The organism is Pseudomonas sp. 5Vm1k (assembly GCF_056161485.1).
In genome coordinates, this window is record NZ_JBSPCZ010000001.1 from 299185 (window position 1) to 317488 (window position 18304).

Genomic DNA, 18304 nt, shown 5'->3' on the forward strand with positions numbered 1-18304 from the left:
GGACGACGACCCGGAAGAAAACCCTGAAACTATTTGAGAATTATTTGCACCTACTGCCGACGCGACACCTCAACCCTCGCGCAAGACCAGTAAATACGAGGTGTAGTGATCAGCGCGCAAGTGAAGGGTGTAGACCAGCGCCTTGACGACGGCGTCAGGCTTGTCGATGTCGAAGACCCCGGAGACTTGCCGCTCGCGCAAGCCATCACCCAACACCAAGGTGCGACCTGACCAGTAGCGGTTCAACTCATCCACCACTTCGGACAGCGGTTGCTGACGAAAGACCAGCTGACGCTGACGCCAGGCAAACCCGGCCGCCGGATCGAAACTGTGGACTGCCGTCAGTTGCCGATCCCGGTACTCGACCGCCCGGCCAGGCTCCAGAGACACCAGCTCACCGCTGCCGGCACTGACTTCAACGCGCCCCTGGGCAACCTGCACCCGGGTTTCATCGGTGTGCCGGGCAACGCTGAACTGCGTACCGACCACTTTTACCCAGCCATCACCGGAGGCCACGACAAACGGCCGTGCAGCATCCTTGGTCACTTCGAACCAGGCTTCGCCCCTTAACAGGCGCACTTGCCGTTCGCCCGCGCTCATATGAATTTGAATGGCCGTATCGGTATTCAGTTGAAGCGCAGAACCATCGGCCAGTTCAACCCGACGCGTCTCGCCGGTGCCCGTCGCATAGTCGGCGCGCAAGCGATCCAGCCAAGGGGTTTGCAATGCCACGACCCCGATCATCAACAACACCGCCGCGGCGCACGCCCACCCGGACCATTGCCGAGCACGTGGCTTACGCCAGCGCACTTGCGCCTGCTCGCGTAGCGCCCGCGCCGGTTTACGCAGGGCACCGAGCAGCGCCTGAACCTCCTGCCATGCATCATCCTGTGCCGGGCCTTGAGCCAGCCATGCGGCAAACGCATCCAGTTCAATGGCGGTCACATCCTCGGCCTGGAGGCGGAAGTACCAACCGGACGCCTCGGCAAACAGGTCGTCGGCGGTTGCCGATGCTGCGGTTTCAATCATCAGGGGTTCCACGGGTACGGGTTCGCGAGTCATGGCCGCGCACCTCGGTCATCGTTCGCCAGCCGCGCCTGGATAAAGGCCCGACAATCGATCAGCGCACGACGCAATTGGTATTCGACGCTACGTGGGCTGATGGCCAGACGCTCGGCAATCTCCCGGTAGGAATGTTCGTCGACATGATAGAGCAGGAAAATCTGTCGGGTGGCCTCAGGCAGTGCCGAAATGGCATCGCGCATCAAGGATTCATCCTGATAGGCGGACAACTGTTCTACCGCGGACGGGCTGCTGCAAGGCAGGTCTTCGCTGGGCTCACCGGCTTCCAGGCGCTCACGACGAATCGTCTGGCGCTGGTGATCGCGCACCAGATTGCTGGCAATGGTGAAAAGAAAGGCGGGCAGGTTGTCGATTTTCTCGCCGGATTCGAGACGCGCCAGGCGCAGGAAAGATTCCTGGGTCAGATCGGCTGCCACCTGGGCACTGCCGGTGCGGCGGATAACAAACGCTTCCAGGGCTTTCTTTTGTTCGGCGAACAGACGGGCAATCTGCGTATTCCAGGAGAGCACAGCACTACCTTGATCGAGAGGTCGTTCAGGAGCGCGCACGCTAGCAGAAGATGCGAGTGATTCGCAATTGATATCTTTTTGAGGACTTTCCCGGCAATTGTGTGATGGCCTTCGCGGGCAAGCCTCGCTCCTACAGGATGGGCGCCAATTCATAAATGGCGCATAACCCGTAGGAGCGAGGCTTGCCCGCGAAAGCCCCGACCGGGTCTTACTGAATCTCTTCAGGCTTCACGATCACCCAGTTCTTGTCCGCCGTCACCGGCAACCCTTCTTTGGCCTGGGCCGCCGCGTGCTTGGCCATCATGCCGTTGAGCTGGGTCATGTATTTGTCTTTGCGGTTGACCCACAAGTGAATACCGCCCTTGGCCACGTCGACACTGTGGAACAGCATGTAGCCGTCACTGCTCGGGGTATCGCCGCCTACCAGCACCGGTTTTTTCCACTCATCGATATAGGTCAGGATCGCCGCCTGCTTGCCGGCCATCCAGGTCGCGGGTGTCCACAGGTAAGGCGTCAGTTCCAGGCCGAGGTTGGCCTTCTCGTCATACTTGCCGGCAGTGATCTGCTTACGGGCCGTGGTCAGCTCGCCGGTCTTGCGGTCCTTGAGCAGCGTGGTCACGCCGATCACGTTCTGCGGTTTGACGTTGTAGCCGTACTTCGGATCAGCCGCGACCATGCGCACCAGCTCTTCGGAGGCGGCGGTCATCACGTAGACCTCAATGCCGTTTTCCATCAGCTTGTTGTACAGCTCGGCCTGACCGGTGAAGACTTTCGGCGGCTGGACGTCGATGGTCTTGACCACATCGCCGTCGTAATAGGTACTTGGCACCGGTTTGCCGGAGGCCATCAGCTCATCGACATAACCCTTGAGCTCTTGCAGGGTGAAGCCTGAAAACACCTGGGCGACCCATGGATAGCAAACCATGTCGTCGATTTCGCAGAGGCGATAGTAGTAGCTGAACAGGCTTTCCTTGTGGTCGGCGGTGTCCTTGAACGGAATCAGTTTCAGGGAGGGGTCGAGCTTCTCGCGGGTAATCAGGCCCTTGTTTTCCATGAACGGCAGCAACGACTCTTCGAGGTCGTAGCGGTAACTGGTGTTGTCCATGTCGAACACCGCGAAGTTACCCTTGTTGGCATTGGCCGCGATCATCGCGTCCAGCGCCTTGGCCTGATCGGCTGGCCAGTGCTTCAAATCTGTGGCAAATACCTGGCCGGCGAGGCTCAGGCCCAATCCTAAACCCAGCGCGGCAACGAGCATTTTCGGTGCGAACTTCATTGGCTTTCTCCCTGATTCAAAGACATCGACGCTAACAAAAAAGTGTGACAGTTCCCGCCTGCCCGCGACCGCTTGCGTCCACATCGCGCCAGCTGCATCCCTGCCTGCGACACGCGCTTATTCCAAAAACGACAGTTCACCTCTGTTTTTGGTATTAATTCATTAGATATCAAGCTGTTAGGCTTGCCGGTTCGCAGTCACACACGAAGGTGGCTGGCACAAGTCTATGGAGTCCCTATGAATCTGCCGCTGATTCTCAATCTGCTGGTGTTCCTCGCCCTGCTCTTTGGCCTGGCGCAAACCCGTCACACCTCCTGGAGCCTGGCCAAGAAGGTTTTGCTCGCGCTGGTCTTGGGCGTGGTGTTCGGCGTGGCGCTGCATGCCATTTACGGTGCCGGCAATCCAGTGCTGAAAGCCTCGATCGGCTGGTTCGATCTGGTCGGCAACGGTTACGTGCAGTTGCTGCAAATGATCGTGATCCCGCTGGTGTTCGCCTCGATCCTCAGCGCCGTGGCCCGTCTGCACAACGCTTCATCTCTGGGCAAGATCAGTTTCCTGACCATCGGCACGCTGCTGTTCACCACCGCCATCGCGGCGCTGATCGGGATCGGCCTGACCAATCTGTTCGGCCTGACCGCCGAAGGTCTGGTGGCCGGCACCCAGGAAATGGCCCGTCTGCAAACCATCCAGACCGACTACGCGGGCAAGGTCGCTGACCTGAATGTGCCGCAGTTGCTGCTGTCGTTCATCCCGCAGAACCCGTTCGCCGATCTGGCTCGGGCCAAGCCGACTTCGATCATCAGCGTGGTGATCTTCGCCGCGTTCCTCGGGGTCGCCGCGTTGCAACTGTTGAAAGATGACGTCGAGAAAGGTCAGAAAGTGATCAACGCCATCGACACCCTGCAAGCCTGGGTGATGCGTCTGGTGCGTCTGGTAATGAAGTTGACCCCGTACGGCGTATTGGCGCTGATGACCAAAGTGGTCGCCGGTTCCAACCTGCAAGACATCATCAAACTCGGCAGTTTCGTTGTGGTGTCGTACATCGGCCTCGGGCTGATGTTTGTGATCCACGGTGTGCTGGTGTCGGCGGCCGGGATTAATCCGTTGCGCTTCTTCCGCAAGATCTGGCCGGTGCTGACGTTTGCCTTCACCAGCCGCTCCAGCGCAGCGAGCATTCCGCTGAGCATTGAAGCGCAGACCCGTCGTCTGGGCATCCCGCAGTCCATCGCCAGTTTCGCCGCTTCGTTCGGCGCAACCATTGGCCAGAACGGTTGTGCAGGTCTGTACCCGGCGATGTTGGCGGTGATGGTCGCGCCGACCGTGGGCATCAACCCGCTCGATCCGCTGTGGATCGCGACGCTGGTGGCGATTGTGACCCTGAGTTCGGCCGGTGTGGCGGGCGTGGGTGGCGGCGCGACGTTTGCCGCGTTGATCGTACTGCCGGCCATGGGCTTGCCGGTGTCACTGGTGGCGTTGCTGATTTCGGTCGAGCCGCTGATTGATATGGGCCGCACCGCGTTGAACGTCAGTGGGTCGATTACCGCCGGTGCGATTACCAGCCAGATCATGCAGCAGACGGATAAAGAACTGCTGGATGCGGATGAGCATGCTGAGTTGGCTCAGGCTTAAGATTTTCAGCGACTGAGCGGGCCTCTTCGCGAGCAAGCCCGCTCCCACTTTGGAACGCGTACTCCATGTGGGAGCGGGCTTGCTCGCGAAGCTTTTAGGCTTTTTCCCACACCTCAAAGTTGTACGCCGGCCTATCCCCTTCCGCCGCATTCAGCACATTCGACACCAACTTCCACTGGCTCAAATCAAACTCCGGAAACCATGCATCCCCTTCCGGGCTCAACGCCACGCGCGTCAGGTACAGCCGATCAGCGTGTGCCAGGCCTTGGGCATACAACTGCGCCCCGCCAATCAGCATCAACTCATCGACGCCCTGCTCTTTCGCCCAGGCTTCGGCGCGAACCACCGCAGCCTCCAGCGACGGATAAACCTCCGCGCCTTCCAACACCAGATCCGCCTGACGGCTGACCACGATGTTCAACCGGCCCGGCAACGGACGACCGAGGGAATCCCAGGTCTTGCGACCCATGATGATCGGCTTGCCCAGGGTGGTGGCCTTGAAGTATTTGAAGTCCCCCGGCAAGTGCCAGGGCATGCTGTTGTCGACGCCGATCACACGGTTTTCACCGAGGGCTGCGATCAGGCTGAGGGGGAGTGATTTAGTCATGCCGGCGAGGATACCAGAGCCTCCCTTTCCCCGATAAGCGCCACAGCGGTTATGCTCACCGTTCATTTAAGCGACGGGATGCCGCGTGACTGAACTGAATAACCTCTGGCTGACGGAAACCATTCGCCTGCGCGAAGAACACGCCGGGCCTCTGGACGATCTGGAAGCCAACCGACTGGCCCGCAATGCCGGCGGCGACCTGCCGACCCGCATTCAACGCCGGGCCTTGTGGCTCGCCGAGCGCGATGGACTAAGCAGCGCCCTCAAGCACTGGCTGCAAGGTGCGCGACTGGCGCTTTTGGTACTGGCAGTTTTGGCCGTGGTGAGTGGCGCCGGCCTGGCGTTTGCTGCACTGGGCGACGGGCAAGTCTCGGTGAATGTGTTCTGGGCCTTGGGCAGTTTGCTCGGGCTGAACCTGATTCTGCTGCTGAGCTGGGCCTTAGGCCTGGTGTTCGCTGGTGAACATGGCGCCACCCTCGGACGCTTGTGGCTGTGGCTCAGCGAAAAACTTGCTCGCGACGCCAAAGCCGCGCAACTGGCTCCGGCCCTGTTGCTGTTGCTGCAACGGCACAAACTCAATCGCTGGGCCGTCGGCGTTTTGGTCAACAGCCTGTGGCTGTTGGCGATGCTCAGTGCCTTGGCGATTCTGCTGACGCTGATGGCGACTCGTCGCTACGGCTTCGTCTGGGAAACTACCCTGCTCAGCGCCGACACCTTTGTGGCGATGACCCAAGCCCTCGGTGCCTTGCCGGCCCTGCTCGGTTTCAACGTGCCGACGGTGGAGATGATTCGCGCCAGCGGCGACACCGCGCTCAATATCGAAAGCGCTCGCCAGGCCTGGGCGACCTGGCTGGTCGGCGTGTTGGTGGTTTACGGCGTGCTGCCGCGCCTGCTGCTGGCGCTGTTTTGCCTGTGGCGCTGGAAGACCGGTCAGGCTGGATTGCGCCTGGACCTGAACCTGCCTGGCTACGCGCAATTGCGCGAACGCCTGATGCCCACCAGCGAACGCCTGGGCATCAGCGATGCCGCTCCGGATCAGCTTCACCGCGTCGAAAGCGCCGTCAGTGATCTGCAAAGCGATGGGGCACTGCTGGTGGCCATCGAACTGGACGACCAACGCCCATGGCCGCCGCCACTGCCGAAATCCGTAAGCGACGCCGGCATCCTCGACAGCCGCGAATCGCGCCACAAGCTCCTCGAACAACTGAGCCGCTTTCCCCCGGCACGCCTGGCGATTGCTTGCGACCCGCGCCGCTCGCCGGATCGCGGCAGCCTGGCGTTGATCGCCGAACTGGCGCGCAATGCCACGGCCACCCGCGTCTGGCTGCTGCAAGCACCGCCCGGCGAAGCGCTGGATGCCGAGCGTCTTGGCGACTGGCACGTGGCGCTGCAACAACTTGAACTGCCCTTCGCCGATTGCGCGCCCATGAATTGGCTGGAGACGGGTCATGACTAAGCCTTTGAAGCTCGCGGTCGTCGGCCACACCAACGTCGGCAAGACGTCGTTGCTGCGCACCCTGACCCGTGACGTCGGTTTCGGCGAAGTGTCCCATCGGCCCAGCACTACCCGGCACGTTGAAGGTGCACGGCTGTCAGTGGACGGCGAGCCACTGCTCGATCTCTACGACACGCCGGGCCTGGAAGATGCCATCGCCCTGCTCGACTACCTCGAACGCCTGGAGCGTCCGGGCGAACGCCTCGACGGCCCGGCGCGGCTGGCGCGATTCCTTGAGGGCAGCGAAGCCCGGCAGCGTTTCGAACAAGAAGCCAAGGTGTTGCGCCAACTGCTGGCCTCGGACGCCGGCCTCTATGTGATCGACGCCCGTGAACCGGTGCTGGCCAAGTACCGCGATGAACTGGAGGTGCTCGCCAGTTGCGGCAAACCGTTGCTGCCGGTACTGAATTTCGTCAGCAGCGCCAATCATCGCGAGCCGGATTGGCGTGAGGCATTGGCGCGATTGGGTTTGCATGCGCTGGTGCGGTTCGACAGCGTGGCCCCGCCGGAAGATGGCGAACGCCGACTGTATGAAAGCCTCGCGCTGCTGCTGGAAAACGCCCGTCCACAACTGGAACGCCTGATCACCGATCAACAGGCCCAGCGCCAGGCCCGTCAGCAGAGTGCGGCGCGGTTGATTGCCGAATTATTGATCGACTGCGCCGCGTGCCGCCGCAGCGTCAGCAGCGAAGCCGAACAGGAACAACAAGCGATCAGCGAACTACGCAAAGCCGTGCGCCAACGGGAACAGCGTTGCGTCGAAGCCCTGCTCAAGCTCTACGCCTTCCGCCCCCAGGATGCTGCCGCCAGTGATTTGCCGCTGCTCGATGGCCGTTGGGGCGATGACCTGTTCAATCCCGAAACCCTCAAGCAACTTGGGGTGCGGGTGGGCGGAGGTATTGCGGCGGGCGCGGCAGCCGGTGCAGGTGTGGACCTGCTGGTCGGTGGCCTGACCCTTGGCGTCGCGGCGCTGGCCGGGGCTATCGCCGGCGGCGCACTGCAAACCGCCCGCAGTTATGGCAGTCGCTTGCTGGGCAAGATCAAGGGTCAGCGCGAACTGACCGTCGATGACAGCGTGCTGCGGTTGTTGGCCTTGCGTCAGCGGCAGTTGGTGCAAGCCCTGAACCAGCGCGGGCATGCGGCGATGGACAGCATCCAGGTGGCCACGCCCCAGGACAAGACCTGGCGCGAAGGCAAGCTGCCCGAGGCGTTGAACAAGGCGCGGGCGCATCCGCAGTGGTCGTCGCTGAATCCACAGGCGAAGTTGAGTCAGGCGGAAAGGCAGGAACAGGTTGAGGGGTTGGCGCAGCAGCTGTGAATTTTCGGTGTCTGGGCGGGCGTCTTCGCGGGCAAGCCTCGCTCCTACAAGGGGGGTGTCGGACGCAACATTTGTGAACGACACAAATCCCGTAGGAGCGAGGCTTGCCCGCGAAGGCCGCAACTCGGTCTCACGGTTTGTCCGCTACCAACCCACCTTCAAAAACTGCTTCACCAACGCCGTCACCCGACTCCGATCCGTACGATCCGAACGCCCGTCATTGTCAACATCCGACGCCAGTATCAACTCCAGCCCACCATCGTTATCCAGATCCTGAGCCGCGGCCTTATAGACAATCACCGGCCCCTCATGAAAATGCAGATGGACGATTTCCGGCGTGCCGTCGCCAGAAAGATTCTGCGAGAAGATCCGCAGATACCGCTCCTCACCTTCCCCAGCATTGAACCACGCGCATTTCAGATAGGTTTTGCCAAACACCTTGAGCCGCCGAAGGTCAGCCTCCGTCGCCTCGCGCTGCAGCTGGTCATCCTCATAAAACCGATAAAGCAACGTATCGGCCTTACCGTCCCCGTTTCGATCCTGGGCAATCACGTTCAAGTAACGCATCCATGCGTCTCCCTGCGAAAAACCCAGCATGAACCTGTGGCGCACTACGATCCATGCAACGTTTCCCAAATCTGTGTGAGACGGTTCAGCACACCACGCCAGACAAAAGCCCCAGCGCCTTGCGCTTCAAAATGTCGAGATCCAGCACTGGCACCCACATTTCCTTAGCCTGCTCATCCCACTGCCGCATGCGCAAACTGACTTCACATAACGGATCACGCTCGAACGCCTCGGCCTCCGCCGCCGTCATCACCCCGCCCTGATAGTCCAGTGTCCGGCGGCTGGCTTCGCTCAAGCGCTCGTAGTACCCCGGTTCCGTGAGTGTCAGGTAACGCTTGGCCTGCACGTGGTATTCCACCAGCCGCGCCATGCGTTCGCTGAAGCCGGCGCGGCGCAGGTAATCCGCGCCAAGGCGTTCATGGCTGACCACGCCGTAACCGTCCATGTTCTCGGCATCCTCGGCGCAGATATGTCCGATGTCGTGAAAGAACGCCGCCAGCACCACTTCATCGTCGAAACCTTCTGCCATGGCCAGTTCGGCGGCCTGGGACATGTGCTCGATCTGCGACACGGGTTCGCCGATGTAATCGCAGTCGCCAAAACGTTCGTACAGCGCGAACACCTCGTCGACCACTCGCTCCACACTCGCCATCACACTTCTCCTAATAACAGGGCGACGTTGCGCTCGGCCATCGCCGGCCCGACGCTCATGCCAACGCCGGTGTGCATCAGTGCCACGCTCACGCCGGGTTGCGGGCGCAGGAACGAGAACGGTCCCGGCCCCTTCGAACCATAGACACCCTGCCAACGCTCGATCACCTGAATCCGGCAACCCAACGTCTGTTCGGCCAATTCGATCATCCAGTCGTCCACCTGCTCGGCGTTGAACGGTGAAGGATCGCTGCCGTAATGGTGCGAGTCGCCGATGATCAACTCGCCATAGGGCGTCGGGCTAATCAGCAGGTGAATGCCGTTGTCGTGCAAGTGCGGCGCATCTCGCAGGATTTGCGCCTGCACCGCCGCGGCTTCCGGCAAGTCGGCGAATGCACCGTAATGCACGCAACTCAATCCGGTGAGCAGTGCATGTTGCAGGTTGAGATTGATCTGCGGCCGGGCGCGGAGCATTTGCAGGCGACAGATTTGCGGATTGAGCGCGGCAATCGGCTCGGCCAGCAAGGTCTGATAGTCGTGACCGGAACAGACGATGATCTGCTCGGCACTGAAGCTGCCGGCGGTGCTGTGTAAACGCCCCGGCTCGATGTCGCGCACCAGGGTTGAAAAGTGAAACTCGACACCGAGTTCGCGGCGCAGGTAATCGATCAGCGCCGGAATCGCCTCGCGGGAATACAGTTGCTGATCGTCCACGCCGTGCAACGCAGCGCGGTGATGGCTGAACTGGCCGCCGTACAAATCCCGCAACACCGCGCCGCGCAGCAGTTCGACGTTGTAGTTGTGCTCCACGGCGCGGCCATTGCAAAAGGCTTGCAGCAGGTGTTCTTCGGCTTCGGTGCGGGCGAACAGGTATGAGCCGTTGCGTTTGAGGTGCAGGCCGGCGAGTTGTGCCCACTGAGCCCAGATTTCGCGGCTGGTCTTGGCCAGTTCGAGCATCGGGCCGGGTGGCTGGCCGGTGACCAGTGCCTGGCCGAAGTTACGCACCGAGGCGCCCAAAGGGGTTTCGCTGCGCTCGAAAACCGTGACCTTGAGGCCGCGTCTGGCGGCGGCGTAGGCGTGGGACAGGCCCAGGATGCCGGCGCCGACGATGAGCATGTCGTTGTGTTGGGTCATTAAGAGATGTCCTGAATTCAGGACCGCTATCGCGAGCAAGCTCGCTCCCACATTGGATTTGTGATCGACGCACATCCCCTGTGGGAGCGAGCTTGCTCGCGATGAGGCCCTGTCAGCCTACGAAGATTTACTTGGCGACCACTTTCTCGGACTTGCCGTCATAGCGCTTACGCCACTCAGTCAAAATCTCGTCGCGATTCTTCGACGCCCAGGCAAAGTCGTTCTTGATCAAACGCTGCTCGTAATCCGCCGGCAATTCGGTCTGCGGCTTGGCAATGCCCGGCTGCGCGAGCACCGCAAAGTTCTCCTTATAAAGCTCCATCGCCGCCGGGCTCGCGGAGAAGTCCGCCAGTTTCTTCGCTGCGTCTTCATGGGCCGTGCCCTTGATCACGGCGGTGGCTTCGATCTCCCAGCCCAGGCCTTCTTTCGGCAGGATGATGTCCAGCGGCGCGCCTTGACGCTTCAGCTGAACCGCCGGGTATTCAAAGGAAATGCCAATCGGGAATTCACCGGACGCCGCGAGTTTGCATGGCTTGGAACCGGAGTGAACGTACTGGCCGATGTTCTGGTGCAGGTCGTCCATGTACTGCCAGCCCTGCTTCTCGCCGAAGGTTTGCAGCCAGGCGCTGACGTCGAGGAAACCAGTGCCGGACGAGGCCGGGTTGGGCATGACGATCTTGCCTTTGTACTCAGGCTTGGTCAGGTCTTGCCAGCTCACCGGTTTGGTCAGGCCCTGCTTTTCGGCTTCGACGGTATTGAAGCAAATGGTCGCGGCCCACACGTCCATGCCGACCCATGCTGGCGGGTTGGCGGCGTCGCGATAATTGCCGCCGATCTTGCCCAGGTCCTTCGGCGCGTAGCTTTGCAGCATCCCTTGCTGATCAAGGATCGCCAGGCTCGACGCGGCCAGGCCCCACACGGCGTCGGCTTGTGGGCGGGCTTTTTCTGCCAGCAGCTTGGCGGTGATGATCCCGGTGGAGTCACGCACCCACTTGATCTCGACGTCCGGGTTGGCCTTTTCGAAGGCGTCCTTGTAGGTCTTCAGTTGTTCGGCTTCGAGGGCGGTGTACACCGTCAACTCGGTTTTCGCCGCGAAGGCGTTCAGGCTGAAAGCGGTGAGGACAGCAGCGGCCAGGGCCAGGGGCTTGAACATGATCTTTTCCTGTCTTTGAGTTGAGGGGCTTTCGGTTTTAGGAGCAGCGAATCAATTGCCAGGCGCGGTCTGCCGCCAGGCCTGGGAGCGGCGCAGCAAACCGCGCGAAGCCCAGGCCAGCAGCAGGGACACGCCCGCCGAGGTGAACAGAATCAGGGTCGACATTGCCGCCGCGCCGCCGACGTTGCCGGCGTCGTCCATGTTCAGCACCGCCACCGCCGCGAGGATGGTGTCGGGGCTGTAGAGGAAGATCGCCGCCGAAACGGTGGTCATGGCCGAGACGAACAGGTAGCGCACGATGTCCAGCAGCGCCGGCAGGCAGATCGGCACGGTGACCCGCAGGTAATGCCGGTACAGCGGCGCCTTGAGCGACAACGCGGCGGCTTCGAACTCGGCGTCGAGCTGGCGCAGCGCGGTGGTGGCGGTCATTTGTGCGGTGGTCAAATAGTGAGCAATGGTGCAGACCACCAGCAGGGCCATGGTCCCGTAGAGCACATGCAGCGGGTTGCCATTGAGGTTGAAGAAGAAGACGTAACCCAGGCCCAGCACCAGGCCCGGCACGGCCATCGGCACGAAACTGAGCATGCGCAAGGTCAGGTTCAGTCCGCGCTGGCCCTTGGTTTTTTCCATCAGGTAGGCGCCGGTGAAGATCAGCACGCTGCCGATCAGCGCCGTGCACAAAGCCATCTTCACGCTGTTGCCATAGGCCAGCCAGCCGCCGCCCGCGGTGTCGTTGAACTGGTAGTGATTGAGCGACAGCGACAGGTTGTAAGGCCAGAACTTCACCAGCGACGAGAACACCGCCATGCCGAACACCAGCAGCAACACCGCGCAGATCAGCAGCACGATGGCCAGGTAGCAACCGTCCCGCAGCTTCGACGGCGCCGGTTTGAACACTTGTGCCCGGCCGCTCATGGAGTCGCCGTGACGCCGACGCAACCAGGCATCGACGCCGAAACTGAACAGTGCCGGCAACAGCAGGACCATGCCGATCAATGCGCCACGACCGAATTGTTGCTGGCCGACCACGGCTTTGTAGGCTTCCAGCGCCAGCACTTGATAGTCGCCGCCGACCACCACGGGCACGCCGAAGTCGGTGATGGTCAACGTAAAGACCAGACAGAACGCGGCGAACACCGCCTGACGAGTCGCCGGCCAGGTGATGCTGCGAAAAGCTTTCGCCGGACTCGCGCCCATGCTCGAAGCCGCATCGAACAGTCGCGCATCCGCCAGGGACAACGCCGACAGAAGAATCATCAAGGCGTGTGGGAAGGTGTAGATCACCTCACCCAGAACAATGCCCCAGAAGCCGTAGATATTGTCCGAGAGCAACCCGCGCAACATGCCCTGGTTGCCGAACAGATAAACCAGCGCGATCCCCGGCAGCATCGACGGCGCCATCAGTGGCAGCAACGACATGCCACGCCAGATCCCTTTGCCCGGAATCAACGTGCGTTGCAGGGCGTAGGCAAACAGGTAGGCCAGCGGTACGACAATCGCCGCGACGCTGAGGGAAACTTTCAGGCTGTTGCCGAGCAACCAGTGGAAATTCTCGCTGGTCACCAATTCACGGGCGGCGACCAGACCACCGCCCTGCCCGGCTTCGGCGCTGAAGCCGCGCCAGAAGATTGCCAATAATGGCATCAACACCGCGATGCCCAGCAACACCAGCAACAGCACTTTGCCGCCGACCACGAACACCCGATCACCAATCTCGGCGCGGGAGGTCTGCCGAACCTGCTTGTGCGGTATCGGCAGCGCGAGGTTCGCGCTCATCAGGCAAACACCTGCAGGCTGCGCGGAGGCAAGGCGACCATGATTTGCTGCGCGCCGAGGCGCGGCATGGCTTCCGGGGCGAGTTCGGCCAGCAGCGGATGGCCCGGCAGTTGATCGAGTTCGAAGCTCATGCGGCAACGATTGCCGAGAAAAGTGATTTCACGAACCTTGGCCGGGAACAGGTTTTCTTCATGCACCGGCGGGTTGACGTTGATCGCTTCGGGGCGGCAGAACAAACGGCCCGACGCGGTTTTCGCGCTGCCGTCGGCCAGGCGCATGTTCATCCCGCCGACTTGGGCGTGGCTGTCGCTGCTGCGGCGGAACGGCAACCAGTTGCCCTGGCCGACAAACTCCGCCACAAACGGTGTGGCCGGGCGGTCGTAGATTTCCTGCGGCGTGGCGTACTGCTCGACCTTGCCGTTGTTCATCACGGCGATGCGGTCGGCCATCAGCATGGCTTCGTCCTGATTGTGCGTGACCATCAGCGTGGTGATGCCGAGGTTGCGCTGCAATTGGCGCAGCTCGGTGCACAGGTGCTCACGCACCCGAGCGTCGAGGGCCGACATCGGTTCATCCAGCAACAACAGGGATGGCGCGGGGGCCAGAGCGCGGGCCAGGGCGACTCGCTGTTGCTGGCCGCCGGACAATTGGCCGGGGTACTTTTTCTCACTGCCGATCAGGCCGACTAGTTCCAGCATCTGACCGACACGTTTGCGCACTTCATCGCGACCACTGCCGGCGAGGCCGTAGGCAATGTTCGCTTCGACGGTCAGATTGGGGAACAGCGCGTAGGACTGGAACAGGATGCCGTAGTCCCGTGCTTGCGGCGCCAGGTGGGAAACGTCGCGCTCGCCGAGGTACAACTCGCCGCTGTCCTGTTTCTCCAGACCGGCGATGCAGCGCAGCAAGGTGGTTTTGCCACAGCCCGACGGGCCGAGCAGACACACCAGCTCACCCGCCGCCACATCGAGGGATACGTTATCCAGGGCGGTGAAGGCGCCGAAGCGTTTCTGCACGCCACGCACTTTCATCGGCGCGCCGGGGTTGGTCAGGGCAGTTGCGATCGAGTGGTTCATGGACAGACCTCATCAAGCAGATGAGGGCCATCCTAGGTTTGTAATGCGTCGGTCATGTGGCAACGAGGCAAAAACGGTTGATAGTGGTATTCGGGGATTTGGGTTGAGAGAAATCCACAGCCTTATGCCAGATGAAATTGTGGCGAGGGGGCTTGCCCCCGTTGGGTCGCGAAGCGGCCCCAAAACTGCGAGGGTGTTTTTTCAGGCATACCGCATTTAATGGGTTTACGACTGCTGCGCAGCCGAACGGGGGCAAGCCCCCTCGCCACAGGAATCTATGCGGGGGCCATTTCCTGCGCCAACCCGAGAAACGCCGCCGGCAACCGCGCGCCTTTTCTTTCCTTCAGGCAATACAGGTATTCCGGAATCTGCGGTGCATTCTCGATGGTCAGTACCCGCAACTGCGGATCATGGGGCACTTCCTGCCGGGCAATGATGCTGATGCCGATATTGCGCAGCACCGCCTCGCGAATCGACTCACGACTGCCAATCTCCAGCAACGGCCCGAAACTCACGCCGGCACTGGCCAGCAATTCTTCAGTCAGCCGCCGAGTGGTCGAGCCCGATTCGCGCATCAACAACGTATGCCCGGCCAATGCGCTGAGCGGCACATGGTCGTGCACCGCCAGCGGATGATTGCGATGCACCGCCAGCACCAGCGGATCGCTGCCGAGCACCCGGCGGATCAACCGTGCGTCGTCGAGCAATTGCGAAGACGCGGCGACATCGACCCGGTAATCCTCCAACGCTTCGAGTACTTGCTGGGAATTGCCGATTTCCACCGACACTTCCACTTGCGGCAGGCGCTCGCGGAAGGTCTTCACCAAATCGAGGATGTAATACGGCGCCGTGGCAGCAATGCGTAGCGTGCCCTGGACCTGGCCGCTGTTGCGCAGGAAAAACTCGATATCGGCTTCTTGTTGCAACAGCGTCTTGACCATCGGCAACAGCCGCGCGCCTTCGTCACTGACGCTGAGGCGGCGGCCGCCACGGTAGAACAGTTCAACCGAGTACTGGCTTTCCAGGTTGCGAATCTGCGTTGTCACGGTGGGCTGGCTCAGGCCGAGCTTCTTCGCCGCCAGGGTAATGCTGCCCAGGCGGGCCACCATGTAAAACGCCTTCAGCTCGGCACTCAGCACACCCGCTCCTCATCGCTTATTTGCGCAACAGGCGCAAACCATTGAACACCACCAACAGGCTCACGCCCATGTCGGCGAACACCGCCATCCACATGGTGGCGATCCCGGCAAAGGTTACCCCAAGAAAGATAGCCTTGATGACCAAAGCGAGGGCAATGTTCTGCTTGAGGATGCTCGAGGTCTGCCGCGACAGGCGGATGAATGCGGGGATCTTGCGCAAATCGTCGTCCATCAGGGCGACATCAGCGGTCTCGATGGCGGTATCGGTGCCGGCGGCGGCCATGGCAAAACCGATCTCGGCCCGCGCCAGCGCCGGAGCATCGTTGATACCGTCACCGACCATGCCGACGTTATGACCTTTCGCATAAAGTGCTTCGATGGCTTGCAGTTTGTCGGTCGGCAGCAGGTCACCCTTGGCCTCGTCGATACCGACTTGCGCAGCAATCGCCTGAGCGGTGTGAACGTTGTCGCCGGTGAGCATCAGGGTTTTGATGCCCAGGTCATGCAGCTGTTGAATCGCTTCGCGGCTGGACTCTTTGACGGTGTCGGCCACGGCGAACAGCGCCAGCGGACCGGACTTGTCGAGCAGCAGCACCACGGATTTGCCCTGCTTTTCCAGGGCAAACAGTTTCTCTTCCAGCGCCGGCGAGCACAGGTTCAGCTCTTCCACCAGACGATGGTTGCCCAAGTGGTAGACCTGACCGTTGATCTCGCCGCGCACACCGCGACCGGCCAGGGCTTCGAAGTTATCCACAGCGAGCGGCGCAAATTGTTTATCCACCGCAGCGTTGGCGATGGCCAGCGACACCGGGTGATCGGAACGACCGGCCAACGCTGCCGCAATCGCGGGCGCTGTTGCATCGGCGGTTGGGTCGAGGGACAGATAATCGGTCTGCACCGGTTTGCCGTGGGTGATGGTGCCGGTCTTGTCCAGGGCCAGGTAATCGAGCTTGTAACCGCCCTCCAGATAGACGCCGCCCTTGACCAGAATCCCTTTGCGCGCCGCTGCCGCGAGGCCGCTGACGATGGTCACCGGAGTGGAAATCACCAGCGCGCATGGGCAGGCGACCACCAGCAATACCAGCGCCCGGTAGATCCAGTCGAACCACGCGGCGCCCATGAACAGCGGCGGAATGACTGCCACGGCCAAGGCCAGGACAAACACCGCTGGGGTGTAGATTTTCGAGAACTGGTCAACGAAACGCTGGGTCGGTGCCCGCGCGCCTTGAGCCTGTTCCACGGCATGGATAATCCGCGCCAAAGTCGAGTTGTTCGCCGCAGCGGTCACGCTATATTCCAGCGAGCCCGCCTGGTTGATGGTGCCAGCGAAGACTTTATCGCCCACAGTCTTCTCGATCGGCAGGCTTTCGCCGGTGATCGGCGCCTGATCGATGGTGGATGTACCGGACAAGACTTCGCCGTCGAGGCCGATCCGCTCGCCCGGGCGCACACGCACTCGGGCGCCCAGTTCGATGCTTTTGACGTCCTGTTCGAGCCAACTACCGTCAGCCTGCTGCACCGTGGCCTGCTCCGGGGTCATCTGCATCAGCCCGCCGATGGCGTTGCGCGCGCGGTCCAGGGACTTGGCTTCGATCAACTCGGCCACGGTGAACAGGAACATCACCATTGCCGCTTCAGGCCATTGGCCGATCAACACTGCACCGGTGACCGCGATACTCATCAGCGCGTTGATGTTCAGGTTGAGGTTCTTGAGGGCGATCCAGCCTTTTTTGTAAGTGGTCAGGCCACCGCTGAGGATCGAAATCAGCGCGATGATTGCCACGACCCAGGTCGGTGCGGCGTTGGTGAAGTGGATCACTTCAGCCGCCAATGCGCCCACACCGGACAGCGCCAAGGGCCACCAGTGTTTTTTCTCAGGAGTTGGCGCTGGCGTTTCGACACCCTGCTCCATCGGCTCGGCCACCATCCCTAGCGACTTGATCGCCTCGATGATCGGCGCCGTGCTCGGCAGGTCGTGAGTCACGCCTAATACGCGGTTGATCAGGTTGAATTCCAGCTGCTGCACACCCGTCAGCTTGCCCAGTTTGTTCTGGATCAGCGTCTGCTCGGTCGGGCAGTCCATCGCGTCGATGCGAAAACTGCTCAGCCGTGCGCCGTCGGTCGGCTTGTCGCTCAACTTGATCAGCGACGGCGCCGCCACTTTGGAGGAACAGCAGGAATCCCCGTGGCCCCCATGATCATGCGCCTTCTGCACAGGCTGCAGCTTGTGGCTGTGATCGTGATCGTGATCGTGATCGTGATCGTGCCCATCGTCGGGCTTGTGGGTGTGAAGGGAATCGCTCATCGGGTTGCGTCCATAAAGGTGCCTGTTGCCAAGTAAAGACCCTGTAGCCACTATAGGGTCAAGCAACCTTTTGGAGATTGTCGCGATGAAGATCGGAGAACTGGCCAAACTGACCGACTGCGCCGTGGAAACCATCCGCTATTACGAGCGCGAAAGCCTGCTGCCAGAGCCGGCCCGCAGCGATGGCAACTACCGCGTCTACACCCAGGCCCACGCCGAGCGCCTGACGTTTATCCGCAACTGTCGCACCCTCGACATGACCCTTGAGGAAATCCGCAGCCTGCTGACCCTGCGCGACAGCCCGCAGGACCAGTGCCAAAGCGTCAACGCGCTGATCGATGAACACATCCACCACGTCAAGGCCCGGATCGACGGCTTGCTGGCGTTGCAGACACAACTGCTCGACCTGCGCCAACGCTGCAGCGAAGGGCCGGATATCGATCAATGCGGGATTTTGCAGCGGTTGGAAGTGAGCGGCGGGGTTGTGGCGACGGAGGTGGAGCATTCGCACGTGGGCCGCAGCCACGGCCATTAAAACCACCCAATAACCAATGTGGGAGCGGGCTTGCTCGCGAATACGGTGTGT

General features: G+C 61.4%; 16 protein-coding genes. 4 read left to right on the plus strand and 12 right to left on the minus strand.

Translation table 11 applies throughout. The features are described 5' to 3' along the window. Positions 1 to 69: 69 nt before the first annotated feature. From ACWIKB_RS01320 to ACWIKB_RS01330, 3 genes are all read right to left on the minus strand, one after another. Complete coding sequence (locus ACWIKB_RS01320; RefSeq protein WP_475265009.1) at positions 70 to 1062, minus strand: FecR family protein; 993 nt, start codon at positions 1060 to 1062, stop codon at positions 70 to 72. Then, entirely contained in the window at positions 1059 to 1592 is a 534-nt protein-coding gene (locus tag ACWIKB_RS01325; RefSeq protein WP_475265010.1) for an RNA polymerase sigma factor, read from the minus strand. The genes ACWIKB_RS01320 and ACWIKB_RS01325 overlap by 4 nt, the downstream gene beginning before the upstream one ends. A gap of 208 nt (positions 1593 to 1800) precedes the next feature. Continuing rightward, positions 1801 to 2868: an HAD family hydrolase gene (locus ACWIKB_RS01330; RefSeq protein ID WP_475265011.1), complete on the minus strand. Its 1068-nt coding sequence runs from the start codon at positions 2866 to 2868 to the stop codon at positions 1801 to 1803. A gap of 237 nt (positions 2869 to 3105) precedes the next feature. Between ACWIKB_RS01330 and ACWIKB_RS01335 the strand changes: the two genes are divergently transcribed. Then, positions 3106 to 4497, plus strand: coding sequence for an L-cystine transporter (locus ACWIKB_RS01335; protein ID WP_475265012.1), 1392 nt, complete (start codon positions 3106 to 3108; stop codon positions 4495 to 4497). A 94-nt stretch (positions 4498 to 4591) separates the two neighbouring features. Here ACWIKB_RS01335 and ACWIKB_RS01340 read toward each other — a convergent pair whose 3' ends face one another. Then, positions 4592 to 5104: a dihydrofolate reductase gene (locus ACWIKB_RS01340; RefSeq protein ID WP_475265013.1), complete on the minus strand. Its 513-nt coding sequence runs from the start codon at positions 5102 to 5104 to the stop codon at positions 4592 to 4594. Positions 5105 to 5189: 85 nt separating this feature from the next. Here ACWIKB_RS01340 and ACWIKB_RS01345 point away from each other — a divergent pair, with 85 nt between their 5' ends. Both ACWIKB_RS01345 and ACWIKB_RS01350 read left to right on the plus strand, forming a co-directional pair. After that, complete coding sequence (locus tag ACWIKB_RS01345) at positions 5190 to 6560, plus strand: DUF2868 domain-containing protein (RefSeq protein ID WP_475265014.1); 1371 nt, start codon at positions 5190 to 5192, stop codon at positions 6558 to 6560. Further along, positions 6553 to 7917: a GTPase/DUF3482 domain-containing protein gene (locus tag ACWIKB_RS01350; protein ID WP_475265015.1), complete on the plus strand. Its 1365-nt coding sequence runs from the start codon at positions 6553 to 6555 to the stop codon at positions 7915 to 7917. The genes ACWIKB_RS01345 and ACWIKB_RS01350 overlap by 8 nt, the downstream gene beginning before the upstream one ends. Before the next feature lie 144 nt (positions 7918 to 8061). Here ACWIKB_RS01350 and ACWIKB_RS01355 read toward each other — a convergent pair whose 3' ends face one another. The 8 genes from ACWIKB_RS01355 to ACWIKB_RS01390 form a co-directional block, all read right to left on the minus strand. Beyond that, positions 8062 to 8484: a hypothetical protein gene (locus ACWIKB_RS01355; RefSeq protein WP_475265016.1), complete on the minus strand. Its 423-nt coding sequence runs from the start codon at positions 8482 to 8484 to the stop codon at positions 8062 to 8064. A gap of 85 nt (positions 8485 to 8569) precedes the next feature. Next, on the minus strand, positions 8570 to 9136 hold the full coding sequence (locus ACWIKB_RS01360; RefSeq protein ID WP_475265017.1) for a phosphonate degradation HD-domain oxygenase: 567 nt from the start codon (positions 9134 to 9136) through the stop codon (positions 8570 to 8572). Further along, on the minus strand, positions 9136 to 10269 hold the full coding sequence (locus tag ACWIKB_RS01365; RefSeq protein ID WP_475265018.1) for a TIGR03364 family FAD-dependent oxidoreductase: 1134 nt from the start codon (positions 10267 to 10269) through the stop codon (positions 9136 to 9138). The genes ACWIKB_RS01360 and ACWIKB_RS01365 overlap by 1 nt, the downstream gene beginning before the upstream one ends. Before the next feature lie 127 nt (positions 10270 to 10396). Then, a complete protein-coding gene (locus ACWIKB_RS01370) occupies positions 10397 to 11422 on the minus strand; it encodes a putative 2-aminoethylphosphonate ABC transporter substrate-binding protein (protein ID WP_475265019.1) in 1026 nt (341 codons plus the stop codon). Positions 11423 to 11473: 51 nt separating this feature from the next. Next, positions 11474 to 13198, minus strand: a complete 1725-nt coding sequence (locus ACWIKB_RS01375) for a putative 2-aminoethylphosphonate ABC transporter permease subunit (RefSeq protein WP_475265020.1) — start codon at positions 13196 to 13198, stop codon at positions 11474 to 11476. After that, positions 13198 to 14274 carry a putative 2-aminoethylphosphonate ABC transporter ATP-binding protein gene (locus ACWIKB_RS01380; protein WP_475265021.1) on the minus strand — a complete coding sequence of 359 codons (1077 nt, stop codon included), beginning with the start codon at positions 14272 to 14274 and terminating at the stop codon, positions 13198 to 13200. The genes ACWIKB_RS01375 and ACWIKB_RS01380 overlap by 1 nt, the downstream gene beginning before the upstream one ends. Before the next feature lie 275 nt (positions 14275 to 14549). Continuing rightward, on the minus strand, positions 14550 to 15413 hold the full coding sequence (locus tag ACWIKB_RS01385) for a LysR family transcriptional regulator (protein WP_008026094.1): 864 nt from the start codon (positions 15411 to 15413) through the stop codon (positions 14550 to 14552). 16 nt (positions 15414 to 15429) lie between these two features. Further along, positions 15430 to 17718, minus strand: a complete 2289-nt coding sequence (locus ACWIKB_RS01390) for a heavy metal translocating P-type ATPase (RefSeq protein WP_475265022.1) — start codon at positions 17716 to 17718, stop codon at positions 15430 to 15432. 85 nt (positions 17719 to 17803) lie between these two features. Here ACWIKB_RS01390 and cadR point away from each other — a divergent pair, with 85 nt between their 5' ends. Beyond that, the gene (gene cadR / locus ACWIKB_RS01395; protein WP_475265023.1) at positions 17804 to 18253 is read left to right on the plus strand and encodes a Cd(II)/Pb(II)-responsive transcriptional regulator; all 450 of its coding nucleotides are present in this window, start codon (positions 17804 to 17806) and stop codon (positions 18251 to 18253) included. Positions 18254 to 18304: the final 51 nt, after the last annotated feature.

Coding starts and splice junctions, on each gene's coding strand:
- ACWIKB_RS01340 (WP_475265013.1), bottom strand. CDS start 5,104: ATGACTAAATCACTCCCCCTCAGCCTGATCGCAGCCCTCGGTGAAAAC.
- ACWIKB_RS01365 (WP_475265018.1), bottom strand. CDS start 10,269: ATGACCCAACACAACGACATGCTCATCGTCGGCGCCGGCATCCTGGGC.
- ACWIKB_RS01360 (WP_475265017.1), bottom strand. CDS start 9,136: ATGGCGAGTGTGGAGCGAGTGGTCGACGAGGTGTTCGCGCTGTACGAA.
- ACWIKB_RS01355 (WP_475265016.1), bottom strand. CDS start 8,484: ATGCGTTACTTGAACGTGATTGCCCAGGATCGAAACGGGGACGGTAAG.
- ACWIKB_RS01320 (WP_475265009.1), bottom strand. CDS start 1,062: ATGACTCGCGAACCCGTACCCGTGGAACCCCTGATGATTGAAACCGCA.
- cadR (WP_475265023.1), top strand. CDS start 17,804: ATGAAGATCGGAGAACTGGCCAAACTGACCGACTGCGCCGTGGAAACC.
- ACWIKB_RS01350 (WP_475265015.1), top strand. CDS start 6,553: ATGACTAAGCCTTTGAAGCTCGCGGTCGTCGGCCACACCAACGTCGGC.
- ACWIKB_RS01390 (WP_475265022.1), bottom strand. CDS start 17,718: ATGAGCGATTCCCTTCACACCCACAAGCCCGACGATGGGCACGATCAC.
- ACWIKB_RS01335 (WP_475265012.1), top strand. CDS start 3,106: ATGAATCTGCCGCTGATTCTCAATCTGCTGGTGTTCCTCGCCCTGCTC.
- ACWIKB_RS01375 (WP_475265020.1), bottom strand. CDS start 13,198: ATGAGCGCGAACCTCGCGCTGCCGATACCGCACAAGCAGGTTCGGCAG.
- ACWIKB_RS01380 (WP_475265021.1), bottom strand. CDS start 14,274: ATGAACCACTCGATCGCAACTGCCCTGACCAACCCCGGCGCGCCGATG.
- ACWIKB_RS01330 (WP_475265011.1), bottom strand. CDS start 2,868: ATGAAGTTCGCACCGAAAATGCTCGTTGCCGCGCTGGGTTTAGGATTG.
- ACWIKB_RS01370 (WP_475265019.1), bottom strand. CDS start 11,422: ATGTTCAAGCCCCTGGCCCTGGCCGCTGCTGTCCTCACCGCTTTCAGC.